The sequence below is a fragment of the Bradyrhizobium sp. genome, assembly GCF_016219575.1.
Lineage (GTDB): Bacteria > Pseudomonadota > Alphaproteobacteria > Rhizobiales > Xanthobacteraceae > Bradyrhizobium.
The window spans coordinates 151,821-169,798 of sequence record NZ_JACRMG010000028.1 but is presented as its reverse complement, the minus strand read 5'-3'; the positions used below and the strand labels follow the sequence as shown (position 1 = coordinate 169,798).

The window sequence follows — 17,978 nt, the reverse complement described above, 5'->3', positions numbered from 1 at the left end:
CCGCCCGGCGTGATGCGTGAAGGTCAGTTTCCGGCCGTCGTGCGTGCCGAGGCGACGCCCGTGCTGCCGCCGGAAAATCCCAAGAACTTGGCGTAGGTATCGACTGGCACCCGCCTGGTGACGAGCTTGTTTTCGGGCGCAGTCGTGTCCTCGTAACCCAGCGCCACGCCACAAATCAGGATTTCGGTGTCGTCAAACGAAAGATGCTTGCGGATGATGTCGTGGTACCAGGTGAACGCGGCCTGGCCACAGGTGTGCAGGCCATGACCGCGCGCGGCGAGCAGGATGTTCTGCAAGAACATACCCATGTCGATATAGCTGCCGGTGTTCAAGCGGCGGTCCATCGTCACGAAAAGTCCGACCGGGGCGTCGAAAAAAAGATAGTTGCGGTTCATCTGCGATGTGCGTGCGGCAACGTCGTCGCGAGCAATGCCAAGCTTTGCGTAAAGGTCGTAGCCGAGCTCGCGCCGACGCCCGATATAGGGCTCGTGCCATTCGGTCGGATAATACTCATATTCCGGCCGATGCTTGTCCGGTTCAGTTTCGGCAGCTTTCAGGATGTCCGCGCAGAGCCGATCCTTCACCTCGCCCGCGATCGCGTAGACCTTCCACGGCTGGATGTTGTGGCCACTTGGCGCACGCGCCGAGACCTCGATGATTTTTCGCACGACCGGTTCTGGAACCGGCTTGGGAAGAAATCGCCTGACCGAGCGCCGCGTCAAAATGGCTTCTTCGACATTCATGTTTCCGTCTCCGATTGCGGTGCCTTGCCGCGAGCAGTTTTCGTTCGACGAAAATTGCGACGCGAAGAGCTAATGGGCGTGTCCGTATTAGCTGTTTACCCGTTGCCTTTCGCCCGCCAGCCTGGCTTCGAGCTCGTGGCGCTGAACCTTGCCGCTGGTGGACCGCGGAAATTCCGAAAAATCGATGAACCGGAACTGCCGGGGACATTTGTATCCGGCAAGATCGCGCCGGCACAGAGCAAACAGGTCCGCCTCGGTGACCGTGGTGTCGCGGCGCGACACGAATGCCACGGGAACTTCACCCCATTTCACATCGGGGACACGCACAACCGCGGCCTCGGTGATCCCTGCATCACTCATCAAAACGCGCTCGATCTCGGCTGGATAAACGTTTTCGCCGCCAGTCTTGATCATGTACTTGGCGCGATCGACGAAATCGAGCGAGCCGTCATCATTGCGCCGAAACACGTCGCCCATGTGAAACCACCCGCCGCGAAAATCGCGCACGTTGGTATCATCAGCTTTCCAATAGCCGGAGAATAAAGTTGGGCTGCGAATAGCCAACTCTCCCGGTGCGCCAATCGGAACCTCCTTGTCGGCAGAATCGACAAGCTTGATGTCGCAGAACGCGCTTTGTTGCTTCGCCAGGCTGGCAGGTATTTCGCCTACCGGGATCAACGATCTGGTTGCCGGCGGCAAGCCAGTCTCGGTCGAACCAAAACTGTTGACGTAGGGAGCTCGCAGCAGGTCAGTGACCTCGGCGATGACATGCGGAGGGACCAGGTCGGCCATCGCGCCGCAAAGGCCAACGCCTTTTACGGTCGTTTTTTGCTCCTTGAAGCCGGCGATGAATGCTTCAATCATGCCCGGAATCAAGACAAACCAGCCGATCCGATGGCGCTCCAAAGCAGACAATAACGGCTCGATCTGGAAGCCATCGACCACGACGACCGTTCCCCCGCGCAACAGTGTCGCGAGACTGTGGTCCGTGGATGCCATGTGAAACAGCGGCGCCCAGGCCACAAAGGTATCGTGATGCGAAATGTTCAGCTCGGAACTGAACACCAGCGCCCGCATGATCATCGCCCGATGCGAAATGACGGCCCCTTTGGGTTGGCCGGTGGTCCCACTGGTGTAAAGGATAACCAGGCCGTCTTCGGATTCCGCCGCAATGGGCAGCGCATGACCGTTTTGTTCTTGCAATATATGCTCGTATTGCGGGCCGATCTTGATAACCTTGCGGTCCCCTATGGGAGAAAGTTCGAGATTTCCGGCCAGTTCTTCTTCAACAATCAAGAGCTTCGGTGAGACCAGATCGATACAATAGGCGAGTTCCCGCTGCGACAATCGCCAGTTCAGGCAAGCGGTGATGACCCCGAGATTGGCGGCCGCCAGCTCCACTTCGAGATACTCCGGTCTGTTACGCGAGAGCAATGCTACGCGGTCGCCTCGTCGAAGATCTTGGCTCGCCAGCATCGAGGTTGCCCGATGTACACGGTCAAGGAGCTGCCCATAGCTGATCTGTCTGCCCTGATACTCGATCGCGACCGAAGATTTGTGGATCAGCGCTCTCGCGCGAAACAGCTCGCCAATCGTGGGACTGGCGCCCGCCCTCGTTGTCAGAGCTTTTTCGTGCCCGTCTGTCACGGCAAATCCTCCGAATCTTGCTCTCGCCGCCCCCGACGACGGCCTCAATTGAAAAGTATAAGCTTGCAGCCTTTCCCGATCGGTTTTAAATTCTAACATCTGTTCGAATGAATTCATAGCAGGTTCGTGGCGAGGACGTATCGGAAGGCAGGAGAAATCTGCCGACTGCGATATGCATCGTCATCCCCTGTAAGATTTAACCCGACCAAGCAAATCAAGTGTCCAGAAGGGAAGCCGATGTCCAATCGTTATGCTGCTTATACCAAATTGAAGCTCGACTATCCGTCCAAGCGGGTTCTCCGGCTCACATTCGACCGGCCCGAGACCTACAATTCGGTCGACGCCGAGACCCACACTCAGCTCACCAATATCTGGCGTGACATCAACGACGATCCAGATGTCAACGCGGTCATCGTGACCGGAGCTGGCAAAGCCTTTTCGGCGGGGGGCGATTTCGAGCTGATCAAGAGTATTCTAGACAACCCGGTCGCACGGATGTCGACCTGGAAGGAGGCCAAGGATCTCGTTTATAACGTTATCAATTGCAACAAGCCGATCATCTCGGCGATCAACGGCGTCGCCGTCGGTGCAGGTCTCGTCGTCGGAATCCTGGCCGATATCTCGATTTGTGGAAAGTCCGCGCGCATCGTCGATGGTCATACGCGGCTTGGCGTCGCGGCGGGCGATGTCGCTTGCATCATCTGGCCGTTATTGTGCGGCCTTGCAAAAGCAAAATATTACCTGCTGACCTGCAAGCCACTGTCCGGCGAAGAAGCTGAGCGGATCGGTCTGGTGTCGCTATGCGTCGAAGACGCGGACTTGCAGAGGATAGCGATCGAGACGGCCGAGGAGCTTTCTAGCGGCGCGCAAAGCGCGATCCGTTGGACCAAGTACGCTCTTAACAACTGGCTGCGCGTCAATGGTCCGCTGTTCGATACCTCGACCGCGCTTGAGATTTTGGGTTTCACCGGCGCCGAGGCGCGCGAGGGATTGGCGTCCCATCTCGAAAAACGCAAGCCGGTGTTTCCGCAGGATTGCCCGCTCTGATTTTCGCGCGCGGCGGTCATCTCAGAAGGGGGCCGGAATTTCACCCGGCCTTCTTCTTGCGGCAGCCGTTAGCCGAGAATTATTTCATCGAACTGACGATCTCGCGAAGCCTGAATTTCTGCACTTTGCCGCTCGGCGTTTTCGGCAAGGCTTCGAGCACCTCAATGCGCTCCGGCCAGTAGTTCTTGGCTACAGCGTTCTCCGCCATATACGCCATCACGTCAGCTAACGTCAGTAATGCTCCCTCGCGCAGCACGACACAGGCACAGGCCCGCTCGCCCAAGCGTTCATCTGGCACTCCGACGATTGCGACTTCCCGGACGGCTGGATGGCGATACATCAGTTGTTCAATCTCGATCACCGGAACGTTCTCGCCGCCGCGGATGACGATGTCCTTGGTGCGCCCCGTGATACGAATGTAGCCGTCCTTGTCCTTGCGGGCGAGGTCGCCGGTCTCAAACCAGCCATCCTGATCGACGGCATAGAGATGCGGCCGCTTGAGGTAGCCCACAAAGGTGCCGGGGCCCCTCGCTTGTAGGCGCCCTTCTTCATCGTGAGGCAGGACTTTGCCCCCGCCATCGACGATCCTGACTTCCATACCCTGGCTTGGGCAACCGTCGGTCTCGAAGACTTTTTCCGGTGGATCGTCGAGCTTGGTGGTCGTCACCAGCCCGTTTTCCGTCATCCCCCATCCCGAGACGATGTGCGCACCAAGATTCTGTGTGGCCTGGCGCACTAAAACACGGGGAATTGGGGCGCCTGCCGATACGAAAGTGCGCAGTGAACGCAGCGCTTCAGGCCGCCGCTCCGCCTCCGCAGTCAAATCCGCCAGAAACGGCGTCGATGCCATGGTCATCGTCACGCGCTCTGTCTCGACAATATCGACCGCCTTGGCTGGATTCCAGATATCCTGAAGAATGACCCGTCCTCCCAGATACAGCGGCAGCAGCAGGCCGACGAGAAAACCGGTCTGATGGGCCATCGGCGAGGCCATCAGCACGACATCGTTGGCTGTGAGACGGACGCGATCCTCAAAATATCGCACGCTGTTCAGCAACGTATTGCCTGTATGCATCACCCCCTTGGGCTCACCTGTTGTGCCCGACGTATAAAGCAATTGCACGACATCATCGGCCGAGGCAGCGGTCGCTGCCTCAACCCGCTTTCCCGGCGAATTCAGCACGGTCTCGAAGTCTTGATTGTCGCCCGAACCGATAATGACGACGTGCTCAAGTGTGGGCACCTTGGCCTTGAGGCGGTCCGCCATTGCGGCGTGATCGAAATCGCGAAATCGCTGTGGAACGATCAGCACGCGCGTCTCGGCCAAGGTCAGCATGAATTCCATTTCGCGATCGCGGAAAATCGGCATGATGGGATTTGTGACCGCGCCGATCCGCAGCAGTGCGAGGTGAAGAGCCATGAATTGCCACCAATTCGGCAACTGATACGACACCACTTCGCCAGGCTTGACACCAAGCCGCAACAAATTAGCCGCGGTTCGCTCGGCAGCTTGCTGCAGTTCGCCGTATGTCAGCGCCGTACGTCGGTTGGACGCAGCTTCGTAGCCAACAACCGCGAGCCGCCCTGGATCGTTTCTGGCATGCCTCGAAAAAAACTCGAGCAAGGTTTGATCGCTCCAGAATCCAGCGGCCCGCATCGCTTGCTTGCGCTGATCTGACAAGATCGGATCCATCCCCATTGTACGCCTCTCCTTATGAAATCCTTGGAGTACCGGGGTCGGGGCCCGGTAAAAAGTCCGCTTCCACCCAGCCCGACAGCTCGCCATTTTCTCCGTGGTTTATGCGGCGCCAAGTTTCTCGCGAAGCCTGTCAACTGCTTCGGGATTGGCGAGTGCGGAAAGATCGCCGGGATCCTTGCTTTCGAACACTGCTCGCAGCACCCGGCGCATGATCTTCATGTTGCGGGTTCGAGGCAGATCATCTACAAAAATTATCTTCTCCGGCCGGTACGATGCTCCCATGCCGCTCACGATAGCGGATGAGAGCTCGTTGACAATTTCACTCTCGACGTTCGTACCTGGCATGAGCACGCAGGCACAAACGATCGCCGAACCCTTTACCGGGTGCGGAATACCGAACACCGCCGCCTCGGAGACCTTGCCGGTGTCGATCAAAATGCCTTCGAGCTCGGACGGCCCGGTCCGCTTGCCTGAAATCTTGATGGTGTCGTCGGAGCGCCCGAGAATATAGTAAAGCCCATCATGGCCGCGCATCGCAAAATCGCCATGCACCCAAAGGCCGGGAAGCGTGCTCCAGTAGCTTTCGACATAGCGCGCATCGGCCTTCCACAAGCTCTTGGTCAATCCGATCGACGCCTGGCGGAGCACCAGTTCGCCGACTTCGCCGGGCGGCAAGCTCTTGCCGGACATGTCCACGATGTCCGCGCCGACACCGAGCGCCGGACGGGAGAACGAACCGGGGTTCATCGGATGGTTCGGCGTCCCCGTGAAGATGCAACCTCCAACCTCGGTGCCGCCGGAAATGTTGATGATTGGAAGCTTTCTCTTGCAGACATGCTCGAAGAACCATTGCCACGGCGCGTTGGTCCATGCCTCGCCGCCCGACGCGGTCATACGCAGGCTCGACAGATCGTGGCGCTCGACGTCCTGCGTTCCATAGCGCATCAAACTACGGACTATGGTGGGGGATACTCCGAGATAGCTGACGCGATGATCCTGGATCAGCCGCCAGAATCGTCCGGTGTCCGGAAAATCCGGCGTGCCTTCGGCGATCAGAAGGCTCGCGCCGGCGAAACTGGGAATACATGCGCACATCGCGCCGACCATCCAGCCCATGTCACTGAGAAAGAAAAAACGGTCCGATGATTTGAAATCGGCGCAAATGATCATGTCGCGTGTGACCATAGAACCGATGAAGCTGATATGGGTCCAAACGCAACCCTTCGGTTCGCCGGTGGTTCCCGAGGTGTACAGCAGAATCGCGGCATCTTCCGCATTCATTTCGGCGGTCGCGATAGCGCCGTCCTTGCCGATGACGATATCGTGCCACCAGTGATCGCGGCCCTTTCGCATCGGGGTTTCGATCTTAAGGCCTTCACGATCGACGACGATCACGTGCTGCACTGTCGGTGAGGATTCGAGCGCGACGTCGAGGACGGATTTGAGCGGTGCCGCAGCGCCCCGCCGCCAGGTCCCGCTCGCGGTGATGACGGCCTTGGCGCCGCCATGGTTGAGCCGGGTTTGCATGGGAGCCGGACCGAAGCCGGAGAACAGCGGCATCAGGATCGCGCCCAATTTCAGCACAGCGAAAAACGCGATAAAGGTTTCCGGCAGGTTCGGCAAATAGAGAGCGACCACATCGCCCTTACCGACGCCGAGATCACGCAGTCCCTGCGCAAGCCGTCCGACGCCGCGGTCCAATTCACGATAGGTAAGCGCGCGCTGTTCGCGCTTGTCTTCACCCTCCCAGACCAAAAATGTCTGGTCCCATACGGGCGTGCTGCGATGCTTGTCAATGCAGTTCAGCACGATGTTGGTGGTCCCGCCGACGCACCAGCGTGCCCATGGCTGCCCGCGCGACAGATCCAACATTTGGTCGTAACTGCGATAGAATCGAACATCGCAGAACTTAAAGACTTCCTCCATTAGCCATGCCGGATCGGCCTCAGCCTTCGACGCGAGGTGATCGTAATCGTCATATCCGGTTGCGCGCAGGAAAGCGGTCAGATTGCTTGTTGCAATTAGCTCCGGCGGAGGTGTCCATGCATAGGACGTTGGATTATTCATCGACTACGTTCCCTGATTTGCAGTCAAGTTCAATTCGAGATTGACTTACCGGCCGATAGGAACGCATGCCCGATCGAACACGAGACGGTGGACAGGCCCGCCCGATAAGCATGTGTCCAGCCTGGACGCCTAATGCTAACGCTCTCGTCTTGCGAGTTCAATCGATTCTAACAATCGTTTGATAAATCTATTCGTATGGAACAACAAATGAGGTATCCATCTTTTGGACGCCGGTCGCAACCCGATTTGACTTGCCTCAATTTCTAACGTCTGTTAGGTTAGTGCAGGTACCAATCGAGGCACAAGTGAAAGTCAACCCGGACCTCGCGGAATTTCTCGCTCCAACGCATTACGTGGATTGCGACTCACCTGCGATTAGAGAGTTTGTCTCGCGTGTGGCTGGCGACAAACAGGACCGGTCGACGGCCGAGAAGGCAATCCTCCTATTTAACGCGGTACGAGACCAGATCAGATACGACCCCTACGCGGTGAGTTTGTCCGAAGCCGATTATCGCGCCAGCGAGATTCTCAAAACGCCTTCGGCGTTTTGTGTTCCGAAGGCAATATTGTTGACGGCCGCCATGCGCGCAGCGGGAATCCCCGCCGCGATCGGCTTTGCAGACGTTCGCAACCATCTGAATTCCCCCAAGCTGACGGAGTTAATGGGGACTGATCTCTTCATTTATCACGGCTACGTCGCGCTTTGGCTCGATAGGAAGATGTTCAAAGTGACGCCCGCGTTCAACATGGAGCTATGTGAACGATTTGGAGTCCGACCTCTTATCTTCGACGGTACGGCCGACGCGTTGTTTCACGAGTTCGACACGAGCGATCATCGCCATATGGAATATGTCAATGACCGAGGTTGGTTCGCCGACGCTCCGATAGGCAAGATGCTTGAGGACTTTCGCGTTGCATATCCCGCGCTGGTGACATTGAATACTGGTGGCGTCTTAATAGATGACGCTGCCTTCGGAGCGCCTCAATCAGGGGAGTAGGCCGGAGCGAACGAAACCGCGGGATTTGACTAGCCGAATCCAGGTGCGAGCTGAACACGACACTTGGGCGCGCAGTTTATCGATGGCGCGATCGGAATCGTCCGATTGGCCCCAGCCCGAAAATCTACGCACGGCGGCACGCGTCTCGCCGAGAGATGGCAATGGGGGCGATAGGTACGCTCATTTTGAGATCTGCCGCAATTCGGAAGGCTGCTTGGCGTATTGAACCGCGACACGACCGACCTTTTCACGTGCGATGACAAGTTTCTGAATTTGTGCGGTTCCGTCGCCGATTTGCAGGCCCATCACGTCGAGGTAACGCTGATGAAACGGCAGATCGGTGGTGTAACCGTAGTGGCCGTGAGTGAGGAGGCACTGGTGGATGATCTCGCAGGTCACTTTCGGCACATACCATTTGCACATCGCAGCTTCCGCGGTATGTGCAAGCCCGCGATCTCTGAGCGAAAGCGTATAGTAGCAAAGCTGCCGCATCATGGTGAGCTGGGTCTCGGCTTCCGCGAGCGGAAAGCTCACGCCCTGAAACTGCGCGATCGGCCGCTCGAAGGCGAGCCTTTCGGTTGAGTATTGCCATGCTTCATCGACCGAAGCCTGGGCAGGTCCGATGCACTCAAGGCCGATCAAGGCACGGCTATAGTCGAAGCCTGACATGATCTTGGAGAATCCCTTGTTCTCCTCTGCCATCAGGCACTCGGCCGGAATGAAGACGTCGTCGAAGAACACCGAGCCGCGTCCGACAGGTTTGGTACCGATGTCATCAAAATGCGTCCGCGTGATTCCGCTCTGCGCCAGATCGACAAAGAATGCGCTGACGCCACGTGCGCCGTCTTCGACCTTCCCGGTTCGGGCAAAGATGACTGCTGCGTCGCATTGATCTGAAAAACTCATGGAAGTCTTTTCACCGTTGAGGCGATAGCCATTTCCCGATTTTTCAGCTCGCAAAATGAGGTTGGCAGCGTCCGAACCGCCCCGCGGCTCGGTCAGGCCGAGGCCGATGATCTTCTCACCCCGGGCCACTTGCGGTAGCCACTCCTGAGCGATTTCGGGCGAGGCGTGCTCTGCGAGCATTCCGCCGAGCAGTGACGCCAGAAGTTGGACGTAGCTGGCGTTGAAGTCTCCATAAGCGATCTGCTCGACAATAATGCCTGCCGTCACGCTGCTCTCGCCAAGGCCGCCGTATTTTTCCGGCAGATCGGCGCCAATCAGGCCGAGTGACCCCATTTGTTTCAGCATGGCACGATCGATGCGGTGTTCCCTTGCCCGCCTCTGATAGTGGGGGCCCAGCTTGTCCTTCGCGAAACGCTTCGCGGTTTCCTGAAAAGCCTGCTGCTGCTCGCTAAGCGCGTAATCCATCGCGATTCCTCCCATCTAGGTGATCTTCAGTTCTTGCATTCAGTCTAACAACTGTTAGAAATTTAACAACCAGCCACGGAGGCAAGTCCATGCTGACGCCGACCAGCCCCGGAACATCGCTTTACCCTCATTTGCTATCTTCGCTAAAGGTAGGGCGGACCACGTTGCGTAACCGCATGATCATGGGGTCGATGCACACCCGTCTCGATATGGAGGACAACGGCGTGCACAAGATGGCGGTTTTCCTTGCCGAGCGCGCCAAGGGGGAGATAGGACTCATCATTACCGGCGGTTATGCGCCCAACAGCGCGGGTCTGATTGAGCCTGGGGGGCCGATTTTGACCGAACGTGCGCAAGCTCGCGAACTTCGTCGCATCACTGATGCTGTCCATCAGCACGGTGGTAAAGTCTGCATGCAAGTGTTGCATTCGGGCCGCTATTCCAAGCAAAGGGACTGCGTCGGTCCTTCTGACATCCCCACCCGCATCAATCGGTTTCCCCCGCGTGCAATGACTGGGGCAGAGATTGAACAGACGATCTCGGATTACGTGCGCTGCGCGCTGCTCGCAAAGGAGGCCGGGTTCGATGGCATTGAGATCATGGGATCGGAAGGTTACCTCATTAATCAGTTCACGGTGGTGCGAACCAACAACCGTACCGATGAGTGGGGCGGATCGGAGCAGAACCGCCATCGGCTCGCGGTGGAACTCGTCAAACGCTCGCGAAGCGCCACCGGCGACGACTTCATCATTGTCTACCGAATCTCGGCGCTGGACCTCGTCGAAGGAGGTGCAACCGGCGAGGAGATTGATCGGCTTGCCCAACGGGTCGAGGCCGCGGGCGCCGACATTCTCAACACCGGTATCGGCTGGCATGAAGCGCGCGTTCCCACGATCGCTTACGTCATTCCGCGCGGCGCATGGCGTTTTGCGGCATCGCGTCTGAAGAAAGCGGTCAGGATTCCGGTAGTGGCATCAAATCGCATTAATACGCCGGATACCGCAGAAGAGATTCTGGCGGCGGGGGATAGCGATCTAATATCGATGGCCCGCCCGATGCTGGCCGATCCGCACTTCGCCAGGAAGGTGCGGGAGGGCAACGCCGGCAAAATCAACATCTGCATTGCCTGCAATCAGGCCTGCCTCGACCTGATCTTTTCCGAGCGGACCGCGAGTTGCCTGGTTAATCCGCGTGCCTGCCGCGAGACTGAGTTTGAGGACGGCCCGGCTCAGACCTCGCGCAGGATCGCAGTGATTGGCGCAGGCGCGGGCGGTCTCGCAGCTGCCGCGGAAGCCAGCCGACGCGGGCACAAGGTAACCCTGTTTGAGGCCGCTGATCGCATAGGCGGGCAACTCAACCTTGCCCGAGCAGTCCCGGGCAAGGTCGAGTTCGACGAAATGCTGAGTTATTACAGCGGCCAAATCGCCGATGGCGGCGTCGATCTCAGGCTGAATTCTGCTCCATCGGTTAGTGACCTGAAAGACGCGCGGTTCGATGCTGTCGTTGTCGCCTGCGGCGTCCATCCCCGTGTGCCGGAGATTCCCGGCATCAAACATCCCAAGGTGGTGTTCTACAACGATTTGTTGAGTGGCAAAAGCCACGCGGGACGGCGAGTCGCCATCATCGGCGCGGGAGGCATCGGTTTCGATGTCGCCGAATACCTCTGCCATTCGCAGCCTGATGAACCGCCAAAATCACGGGCAATGGATATTCGTGAGTTTCAGCAGGAGTGGAATGTCGATGCCAGCCTTACGAAAGCTGGAGGGCTATCGGGCGATCCGCTGGCACCAAAGCCAAGTTCGCGCGAAATTACCATGCTGCAGCGCAAGAAGACGCGGCCTGGCCTCGGTCTCGGCGTCTCGACTGGTTGGATCCTGCGTAGCAGTCTTGAAAAGCGCGGGGTCAAGATTGTCGGAGGGGTTATCTATCAGCGGATCGACGATCAAGGTTTGCATTTCGTGGCCGAGGGTGAGCCAAGTACGCTCGCGGTCGATACGATCGTAGTTTGCGCCGGCCAAGTATCTAACCGCGATATGCTCACCGAACTGCTCAAGACCGGAATCGAGACGCATGTCATCGGCGGCGCCAAGGAGGCTTCCGAACTCGACGCGATGCGTGCGGTCGAGGAGGGCGTGCGGGTCGCGCACGCGCTTTAAAGGGGGGAGGAGCCTGAGATGAGTTCGCAAAGCAGCCAGCCGAGTTACGGGTTCACCGACGACGAACTCTCCACGATCCCGACAGTGTACCGACCTGATCTGTTCACCGGCCAGACCATCATCGTCAGCGGCGCGGGGAGCGGACTCGGGAAGGCGATCGCATTCCTGTTTGCGAGGCTTGGCGCCAATCTGGCAATCTGCGGGCGCGACGCCGAGAAGCTCGCACACGTCGTTCCGGATCTAGAGAGTCTCGGCGCCCGCGTCTTCAGTAGAAGTCTCACCATCCGCGACCCCGATCAAGTCAACGAATTCGTCAAAGACGTCTGGGATCATTTTGGTCGTGTCGATGTGATGATCAATAATGCCGGTGGGCAGTTCGCCCAGATGGCCATCGACTTCAAGCCAAAGGGCTGGAACGCAGTGATCGATACCAACCTGAACGGATCGTGGTGGATGATGCAAGCGGCGGCTCGCGAGTGGATCGAGCGCGGCAAGACCGGCAATATCGTCAATATCGTGGCATTGATCTGGCGAGGCCTGCCGGGGATGGCGCACACCGCCGCGGCGCGGGCCGGGGTGATCTACGCGTCCAAGACCGTCGCGGTCGAATGGGCGCCGCACGGCATCCGGGTGAATTGTGTTGCCCCTGGCGTCAATGAAACCACGGCATTCGACCGCTATGTTCCGGAAGGCTCCGCGACCTACAAGGAAGCGAATCCCATGAAACGGCACGGCGATGCATGGGATATCGCCGAGGCCTGCGTTTATCTCGCCGCGCCGTCAGGGAAATTCATCACGGGCGAAACGCTTTCGGTAGACGGCGGGCAGCAAATGTGGGGCGATCCGTGGCCTGCCGGACGTCCGAAATATTTTCGCATTGGTCAGACGTAAACAAGCTCCCGAAATCGAATATCCGATATGCCGCCGCAGCGTTAACGATTTTGACCGCTACGACAATCCTGCATCGCCGCGTTCGCGTTTGGCAAATTTAACGGCGTCGATCATATCGCGGGCGTCGTGGGCCAGATGTAGCGTCTCGCCGCCGTCGATGTACCAGTCCTCGCCGGTGACGAATTGACCGAGCGGCGAGGACAGAAAAATGATTGCTGCAGAAATATCCTCGACGCTGCCCATGCGCCCCAGCACGTTGCGGTTGAGCCTGACCCAGTCGTCCGGCGGTATCGGATAGCGGCCAAGCGCCTCGGTCTTGATGGTTCCGGGTGCGACGCAGTTTAGGCGAATACCGAACTCGGCCCACTCGTAGGCGAGCGTTCGCATCATCGCGGTAACGCCGCCGCGCGCTGCCGCGGTATGCACGAAGCCGCCAAGGCCGCTGCGGATACAGGCGGTTACGAACACAATCGATCCGCCATTCGCCAACATGAAATGGTCCGCGGCAGCCTTGGTTACCTGCCACGAGCCGATCAGGTTGTTGCGGATCACGGTTTCAAAGCCCTTGTTGCTGAGTTCGCGGGCTGGCGTGACGAATTGTCCGCCGGCATTATTGACGAGGATATTGAGCCCGCCGAACTCGGCTTTGATCTTCTCCATCGCGCGTTCGATCAAGTCGGGTTCGCGAATGTCCGCCGACACGGCAAATGCCTCGCCACCCGCGTCGCGGATTACCTTTGCGGTGCTCTCTATCGGATCGATGCGGCGGCCGAGAACGGCGATGCGGGCCCCGCAGCGCGCCATCTCAATGGCCGTGGCGCGGCCCATTCCTGTGCCGCCGCCGGTGACGAGTGCGACCTGGCCCTTGAGAAGTTCCGGCGCGAAGCGCGTTTTTGAAGGACTCTCGTGCATCACCAATCCCATGCCTGAAAATACTTTTGCGTTCGGTCGAGTTTAATATATTCTAACATATGTTAGAATACATAAAAAGGCAGATCGATGTCAGACAATGAACCTATACGTTATTCGCTCGAGGATGGCATTGCCACGATTACCATCGATCGGCCCGCGCGTAAGAACGCCCTGTCGGTTGAGGCGATGAACGGTTTGACCAATGCCTGGGAGCGTGTCGAACGGGATTCCCAGGCGAGGGTGGTGATCCTGACCTCGGCTGACTGCGGCGTATTCTCCGCCGGTCTGGACCTCAGGCAGGCAGCCGAGATCAGGGCGCGTGACGGCGTCGACATACTGACCCTGATGCGCGATCCGATGCAAACGGCCATGCGAACCGTTTCAAAGCCGATCATCGCGGCGATGACTGGGTCGCTGATGGCGGGCGGGATGCTGCTGGCGCTGAAGTGCGACCTGAGGATCGGCTTACGCGGTACACGCGCCGGGATTACCGAGGTCAAGATGGGGCGGGGATCGCCGTGGGCAGTACCGCTGCTCTGGATGTTGCCGCAACCCGTGGTGATGGAACTCGTCTTGACCGGCGAGACCCTGCCGATCGAGCGGCTCGCGGAGTATGGTTTCGTCAATTATCTGGAAGAAACACCCGACGCTGTTCGTGCGCGTGCATTGCAACTTGCGCGCAAGATTGTAGAAGGCGCACCATTGTCGGTGAGGGCGGCCAAGGCCAGCGTGTTGGCCGCGATGGACCTCGGCTGCGAGAAGGGGCTCGTTGAGGCCAACAGGCTTCATGTCGAAGCCTACGCAAGCCTCGATGCCATTGAAGGCCCGAGAGCCTTTGCAGAGAAGCGTAAGCCGGTGTGGCAAGGTAAATAAGGCAAGGCAGATGAGGATTGTGCCGAACGATGTCCGCTTTCATGCTTTCGAGTTGATAGCGGATACCAATCCTTTCCGACAATTTTTCCTTACCCGCAGGGTCAACGATGAGCACGCACCACGTCGGCACCCCGAAACGCTCGGCTTATTTCAGAGAAGAGCATGAACTGCTGAAAGCCCAGATACGGCGATTCGTCGAGGAGGAGATCAAGCCGTATGCGCTGCAATGGGAGCAGGACGGCATGGTGCCGCGCGACGTGCTGCGGCGCATGGGTGAGCTTGGCTTTCTGGGCATCCGCTATTCAGCAGAATATGGCGGCTCGAACATGGATACGTTGGCCACCGTTGTTTTGGCCGAGGAACTGGGACGGTCGACGTTCTCGGGAGTGGCGATCACGGTTCTGGTTCATACCGACATGGCGTCGGTGCATCTCTACAACGCCGGCTCGCAGGCCTTGAAGGACCACTTCATGCCGGATGTCATTGCAGGGAAGAAGATCGTCGCTGTCGGCGTCACCGAACCTGGCGCGGGCTCTGACGTGAAAGGCATTCGCACCACCGCGCGCCGCGAGGGCGACGGCTATGTGCTCAATGGCACCAAGATGTTCATCACCAACGGTGTACATGCGGACCTTTATTGCATCGCCGCCGTGAGCAGTCCGGATGCACGTCCGTCCCAGCGCTTGTCGATGTTCCTCGTGGAGAAAGGTACGCCCGGTTTCCGGGTTGGTCGCGATCTCGACAAGCAGGGCTGGAGGTCATCAGACACGGCGGAGTTGCTGTTCGAGGATTGCCGGATCCCCGCAACGAACCTGCTCGGCGAGGAGGGACGCGGTTTCTACGGGATCATGCAAAACTTCCAGAACGAGCGGATCGTGCTCGGTGCAATGGCGATGGGTGAGGCGCTAGCTGCGATAGAGATCACGCTGGACTGGGTCACGCAGCGGCAGACCTTCGGCGCGCCGCTGTGGTCGAGACAGGCTATCCGTCATCGGTTGGCGATGCTGGCGGCCAAGGTTGAGGCAGGGCGGCAACTTGTTTATTGCGCGGCATGGCTGGTAACGCAGGGGATCGATGCCACCAAGGAAGTATCGATGGTCAAGGCTTATTGCGGCGAGCTCGTCAACGAGGTGATGTACACGTGCCTGCAATTTCACGGCGGCATGGGTTACATGCGAGAGAGTACGATTGAACGAATGTCGCGAGATGCTCGCGTTCAATCAATTGGCGGCGGCACTACTGAAGTAATGCTGGAAGAGGTCGCCAAGCGTATGCGATAACCAACGCACAAACTGGAAACACTAACGCGGCAAGATGCCGTTGAAGATCAGCAACGTGGTCCGGCTCGCCAATTCCTGTACCGAGCTGCTTTTTCGCGCATCGAACCACTCGACCGTCCAATTCAAGGCACCAAGAATAAACCTGCGTAGCGGAACGATTAGTATCTCCGGGCGGATTTCGCCGGCACGCTGCGCATCCGCCAGCATGTCATCCCAATATTTGCCATAGGCGCGGCGCAGTGGACGATGGCGCTTCTTGATGCGCTCCGGCAACTGACCGTAGACGCGCATGTTGGCGGAGGTGTAGTCGCTTTCTTGCAGCAGGGTGACAAGATGAGCTTTGATCGCGGCGCTGATCTTGTTCCGGTGCGACCCCTTGCCAAGTTCGTTCACACTTGCCTTTACCGCATCGAATATACGTTGCAATCCAAGTTCGAGGATTTCGTCCAATATCGCGGTTTTCGAATCGAAGTGGTAGTAGATGCTGCCTGCCTTCATTCCCGCCTTGTCAGCGATCTGTCGAAGCGTAGTGGCGGAATAGCCCTGCTGTCGAAAAAGCTGTGCCGCGACCCGAAGGATAAGGTCTCGTGAAACGTGCGATTTCGGCGGCACGGAAAGTGCGACATTTTTACGCTTGGGCTCGCGCTTGGCAACCCGCTTCATTCTCGATGAAGATTTCAAATCTTGCTCGCTCAAACCCGAATGGCATCACCGTACAAAGCCCAGCTCTTGCACCAGATGAGTAATGCCGTGTAATAGACCAACAAGGCTGTTCGGGCAACATTGCGAAGCGCTGAAACTACTTTCAATGGGCGGCCAGCGAACGACTCAAGCCTCGGACGATACATCATCACGATCCGACCGTAATAGACGGATCGGCCTCTTGCAAGGGAGCCGGGCCTTGTCCCCATTGGTCTGGCCGGCTACAACTCGATATCGCCGGCCAGCAGCCGCTGCGCGATGGTGCGTGCCAGGATCTCGTTGGTGCCGTCGGCAATGTTGATGATTCGCAAATCCTGCAAGGCATGGACGAGGCCGACCTCGTTGGTAAGGCCCATGGCGCCGTGGGCCTGTATCGCTTGATCGACGGCTCGATAGCCCACCTGTACGGCGTAGGCTTTCGCCATCGACAACTCCTTCACGGCCCGCTCGCCACTATCGAGCAGCATCGCGGCGTTGAGTCCCATCAGATGCGCGGCGTGAAGTTCAGTGGCGGCGCGCGCGAGCGGGAACGAGACGCCCTGATACTCGGCGATCTTGGCGCCGAACGCCTCACGCTGCTTTACATAGCCGAGCGCCTTCTCGATCGCCCAGCGGCCCTGACCAACCGCACGTGCCGAATTGTAGATCCGCCCGAGCGAAACGCCATAGAGCGCGAGCTTGAAGCCGTCGTCGAGCGCGCCGACGAGTTGCCACGGCTCAACCCTGATGTTCTCAAGCACCAGCGCGCCTTCATGACCGCCGGGATGACCGAAGAGCCGCACCACGCTTTCAACTTCAAACCCCTCGGTGTCGGTCGGCACCAGAAAGCCGCTGATCCCGCCGGCTTTTCGCTGCGCCTTACCCGGATCGGTGACGGCAAACACGATGCACCATTCCGCGGTGGGCGAGTTCGTGGTCCAGAGTTTCCGTCCGGTGATGCGCCAGCCGTCTCCATCGCCCACCGCGCGGGTCTTTATCATGCTGGCGTCCGAGCCCGCTCCTGGTTCCGACAGTCCGAAACACATCGAGGTGCGTCCCGTGATCATTGCGTCGAGACAGCGCGCCTGCGCCTCCGGTGTCGCTTGCGTCAGCATTGCGCTCGGCCCAAAGGCCCAATGAGCGATCACCCAGGGCGTCAGGATCGAATGGCCGCCGATTCGTCGGTAGACGGCCTCCCAGGCGACGTAATAGGCAAGATGTCCGAGCCCGCCGCCGCCAATCGCGGCTGGCGCACACATCGCGTAGTAACCTGCCGCGGCGGACGCCATGCGCACCTCGCGGATTAGCGCGCGCACCTCCGGCGCATAACGCCCGTCGGCAGCATAGGTGAGGCGCGGATCATTGAACAACGCGTGGTTGCGCTCCAGGCGCGGGAGAACCTCGGCTTCGACAAACCGCATGACCCCATCGCGCACCGCAACCACGTCTTCGGGAAGCTGAAAGCCGATTGCGCTCATGTAACCATCTTCCGTGTCGAGACCAGGGGCTGCGGGCGAAGCGACTTTAGTTATAAGGCAAACTCATCTCACGAGCGATTGTACGCTGTCGTGTTCTCCGGCTGCTAAACATCGAGGGAGCCGACCAGGGCGTAT

General features: G+C 58.6%; 14 protein-coding genes. 6 read left to right on the top strand and 8 right to left on the bottom strand.

Features of this window, described 5'->3' with window-relative positions; translation table 11 throughout:
* Positions 1-23: 23 nt before the first annotated feature.
* Together HZB49_RS22430 and HZB49_RS22425 are read right to left on the bottom strand one after the other, a co-directional pair.
* The gene (locus HZB49_RS22430; protein ID WP_021075762.1) at positions 24-743 is read right to left on the bottom strand and encodes a nitroreductase; all 720 of its coding nucleotides are present in this window, start codon (positions 741-743) and stop codon (positions 24-26) included.
* An 87-nt stretch (positions 744-830) separates the two neighbouring features.
* The gene (locus HZB49_RS22425; RefSeq protein WP_245325334.1) at positions 831-2,507 is read right to left on the bottom strand and encodes an AMP-binding protein; all 1,677 of its coding nucleotides are present in this window, start codon (positions 2,505-2,507) and stop codon (positions 831-833) included.
* A 120-nt stretch (positions 2,508-2,627) separates the two neighbouring features.
* Here HZB49_RS22425 and HZB49_RS22420 point away from each other — a divergent pair, with 120 nt between their 5' ends.
* On the top strand, positions 2,628-3,437 hold the full coding sequence (locus HZB49_RS22420; protein ID WP_021075764.1) for an enoyl-CoA hydratase/isomerase family protein: 810 nt from the start codon (positions 2,628-2,630) through the stop codon (positions 3,435-3,437).
* Between the two features lie 79 nt (positions 3,438-3,516).
* On the opposite strand, the gene HZB49_RS22415 is transcribed toward HZB49_RS22420, so the two are convergent.
* Positions 3,517-5,136, bottom strand: a complete 1,620-nt coding sequence (locus HZB49_RS22415) for an AMP-binding protein (RefSeq protein WP_021075765.1) — start codon at positions 5,134-5,136, stop codon at positions 3,517-3,519.
* A 99-nt stretch (positions 5,137-5,235) separates the two neighbouring features.
* Positions 5,236-7,203, bottom strand: a complete 1,968-nt coding sequence (locus tag HZB49_RS22410; RefSeq protein ID WP_021075766.1) for an AMP-binding protein — start codon at positions 7,201-7,203, stop codon at positions 5,236-5,238.
* 305 nt (positions 7,204-7,508) lie between these two features.
* On the opposite strand from HZB49_RS22410, the gene HZB49_RS22405 reads away from it, so the two are divergent.
* Positions 7,509-8,201: a transglutaminase family protein gene (locus HZB49_RS22405; RefSeq protein WP_021075767.1), complete on the top strand. Its 693-nt coding sequence runs from the start codon at positions 7,509-7,511 to the stop codon at positions 8,199-8,201.
* 180 nt (positions 8,202-8,381) lie between these two features.
* Here the strand turns inward: HZB49_RS22405 and HZB49_RS22400 are convergent, their stop codons facing one another.
* A complete protein-coding gene (locus tag HZB49_RS22400) occupies positions 8,382-9,572 on the bottom strand; it encodes an acyl-CoA dehydrogenase family protein (RefSeq protein ID WP_021075768.1) in 1,191 nt (396 codons plus the stop codon).
* An 89-nt stretch (positions 9,573-9,661) separates the two neighbouring features.
* On the opposite strand from HZB49_RS22400, the gene HZB49_RS22395 reads away from it, so the two are divergent.
* Together HZB49_RS22395 and HZB49_RS22390 are read left to right on the top strand one after the other, a co-directional pair.
* The gene (locus HZB49_RS22395) at positions 9,662-11,728 is read left to right on the top strand and encodes an NADPH-dependent 2,4-dienoyl-CoA reductase (protein ID WP_021075769.1); all 2,067 of its coding nucleotides are present in this window, start codon (positions 9,662-9,664) and stop codon (positions 11,726-11,728) included.
* An 18-nt stretch (positions 11,729-11,746) separates the two neighbouring features.
* Positions 11,747-12,619, top strand: a complete 873-nt coding sequence (locus HZB49_RS22390; RefSeq protein WP_021075770.1) for an SDR family oxidoreductase — start codon at positions 11,747-11,749, stop codon at positions 12,617-12,619.
* Between the two features lie 57 nt (positions 12,620-12,676).
* Here the strand turns inward: HZB49_RS22390 and HZB49_RS22385 are convergent, their stop codons facing one another.
* On the bottom strand, positions 12,677-13,531 hold the full coding sequence (locus tag HZB49_RS22385; protein WP_021075771.1) for an SDR family oxidoreductase: 855 nt from the start codon (positions 13,529-13,531) through the stop codon (positions 12,677-12,679).
* Positions 13,532-13,618: 87 nt separating this feature from the next.
* On the opposite strand from HZB49_RS22385, the gene HZB49_RS22380 reads away from it, so the two are divergent.
* Both HZB49_RS22380 and HZB49_RS22375 read left to right on the top strand, forming a co-directional pair.
* Entirely contained in the window at positions 13,619-14,404 is a 786-nt protein-coding gene (locus tag HZB49_RS22380; protein WP_021075772.1) for an enoyl-CoA hydratase-related protein, read from the top strand.
* Between the two features lie 107 nt (positions 14,405-14,511).
* A complete protein-coding gene (locus tag HZB49_RS22375) occupies positions 14,512-15,684 on the top strand; it encodes an acyl-CoA dehydrogenase family protein (RefSeq protein ID WP_021075773.1) in 1,173 nt (390 codons plus the stop codon).
* Between the two features lie 21 nt (positions 15,685-15,705).
* On the opposite strand, the gene HZB49_RS22370 is transcribed toward HZB49_RS22375, so the two are convergent.
* Together HZB49_RS22370 and HZB49_RS22365 are read right to left on the bottom strand one after the other, a co-directional pair.
* Positions 15,706-16,347 carry a TetR/AcrR family transcriptional regulator gene (locus HZB49_RS22370; protein ID WP_063817274.1) on the bottom strand — a complete coding sequence of 214 codons (642 nt, stop codon included), beginning with the start codon at positions 16,345-16,347 and terminating at the stop codon, positions 15,706-15,708.
* 260 nt (positions 16,348-16,607) lie between these two features.
* Positions 16,608-17,843 (bottom strand): acyl-CoA dehydrogenase family protein, encoded by a 1,236-nt coding sequence (locus HZB49_RS22365; RefSeq protein WP_021075775.1) that lies wholly within the window; start codon positions 17,841-17,843, stop codon positions 16,608-16,610.
* Positions 17,844-17,978: the final 135 nt, after the last annotated feature.

What these genes read in the sequence shown, in the direction of transcription:
- HZB49_RS22420 (WP_021075764.1), top strand. Translation starts at nt 2,628, where the DNA reads ATGTCCAATCGTTATGCTGCTTATACCAAATTGAAGCTCGACTATCCG.
- HZB49_RS22375 (WP_021075773.1), top strand. Translation starts at nt 14,512, where the DNA reads ATGAGCACGCACCACGTCGGCACCCCGAAACGCTCGGCTTATTTCAGA.
- HZB49_RS22425 (WP_245325334.1), bottom strand. Translation starts at nt 2,507, where the DNA reads ATGAATTCATTCGAACAGATGTTAGAATTTAAAACCGATCGGGAAAGG.
- HZB49_RS22430 (WP_021075762.1), bottom strand. Translation starts at nt 743, where the DNA reads ATGAATGTCGAAGAAGCCATTTTGACGCGGCGCTCGGTCAGGCGATTT.
- HZB49_RS22370 (WP_063817274.1), bottom strand. Translation starts at nt 16,347, where the DNA reads ATGAAGCGGGTTGCCAAGCGCGAGCCCAAGCGTAAAAATGTCGCACTT.
- HZB49_RS22380 (WP_021075772.1), top strand. Translation starts at nt 13,619, where the DNA reads ATGTCAGACAATGAACCTATACGTTATTCGCTCGAGGATGGCATTGCC.
- HZB49_RS22395 (WP_021075769.1), top strand. Translation starts at nt 9,662, where the DNA reads ATGCTGACGCCGACCAGCCCCGGAACATCGCTTTACCCTCATTTGCTA.
- HZB49_RS22410 (WP_021075766.1), bottom strand. Translation starts at nt 7,203, where the DNA reads ATGAATAATCCAACGTCCTATGCATGGACACCTCCGCCGGAGCTAATT.
- HZB49_RS22385 (WP_021075771.1), bottom strand. Translation starts at nt 13,531, where the DNA reads ATGCACGAGAGTCCTTCAAAAACGCGCTTCGCGCCGGAACTTCTCAAG.
- HZB49_RS22390 (WP_021075770.1), top strand. Translation starts at nt 11,747, where the DNA reads ATGAGTTCGCAAAGCAGCCAGCCGAGTTACGGGTTCACCGACGACGAA.
- HZB49_RS22415 (WP_021075765.1), bottom strand. Translation starts at nt 5,136, where the DNA reads ATGGGGATGGATCCGATCTTGTCAGATCAGCGCAAGCAAGCGATGCGG.
- HZB49_RS22400 (WP_021075768.1), bottom strand. Translation starts at nt 9,572, where the DNA reads ATGGATTACGCGCTTAGCGAGCAGCAGCAGGCTTTTCAGGAAACCGCG.
- HZB49_RS22365 (WP_021075775.1), bottom strand. Translation starts at nt 17,843, where the DNA reads ATGAGCGCAATCGGCTTTCAGCTTCCCGAAGACGTGGTTGCGGTGCGC.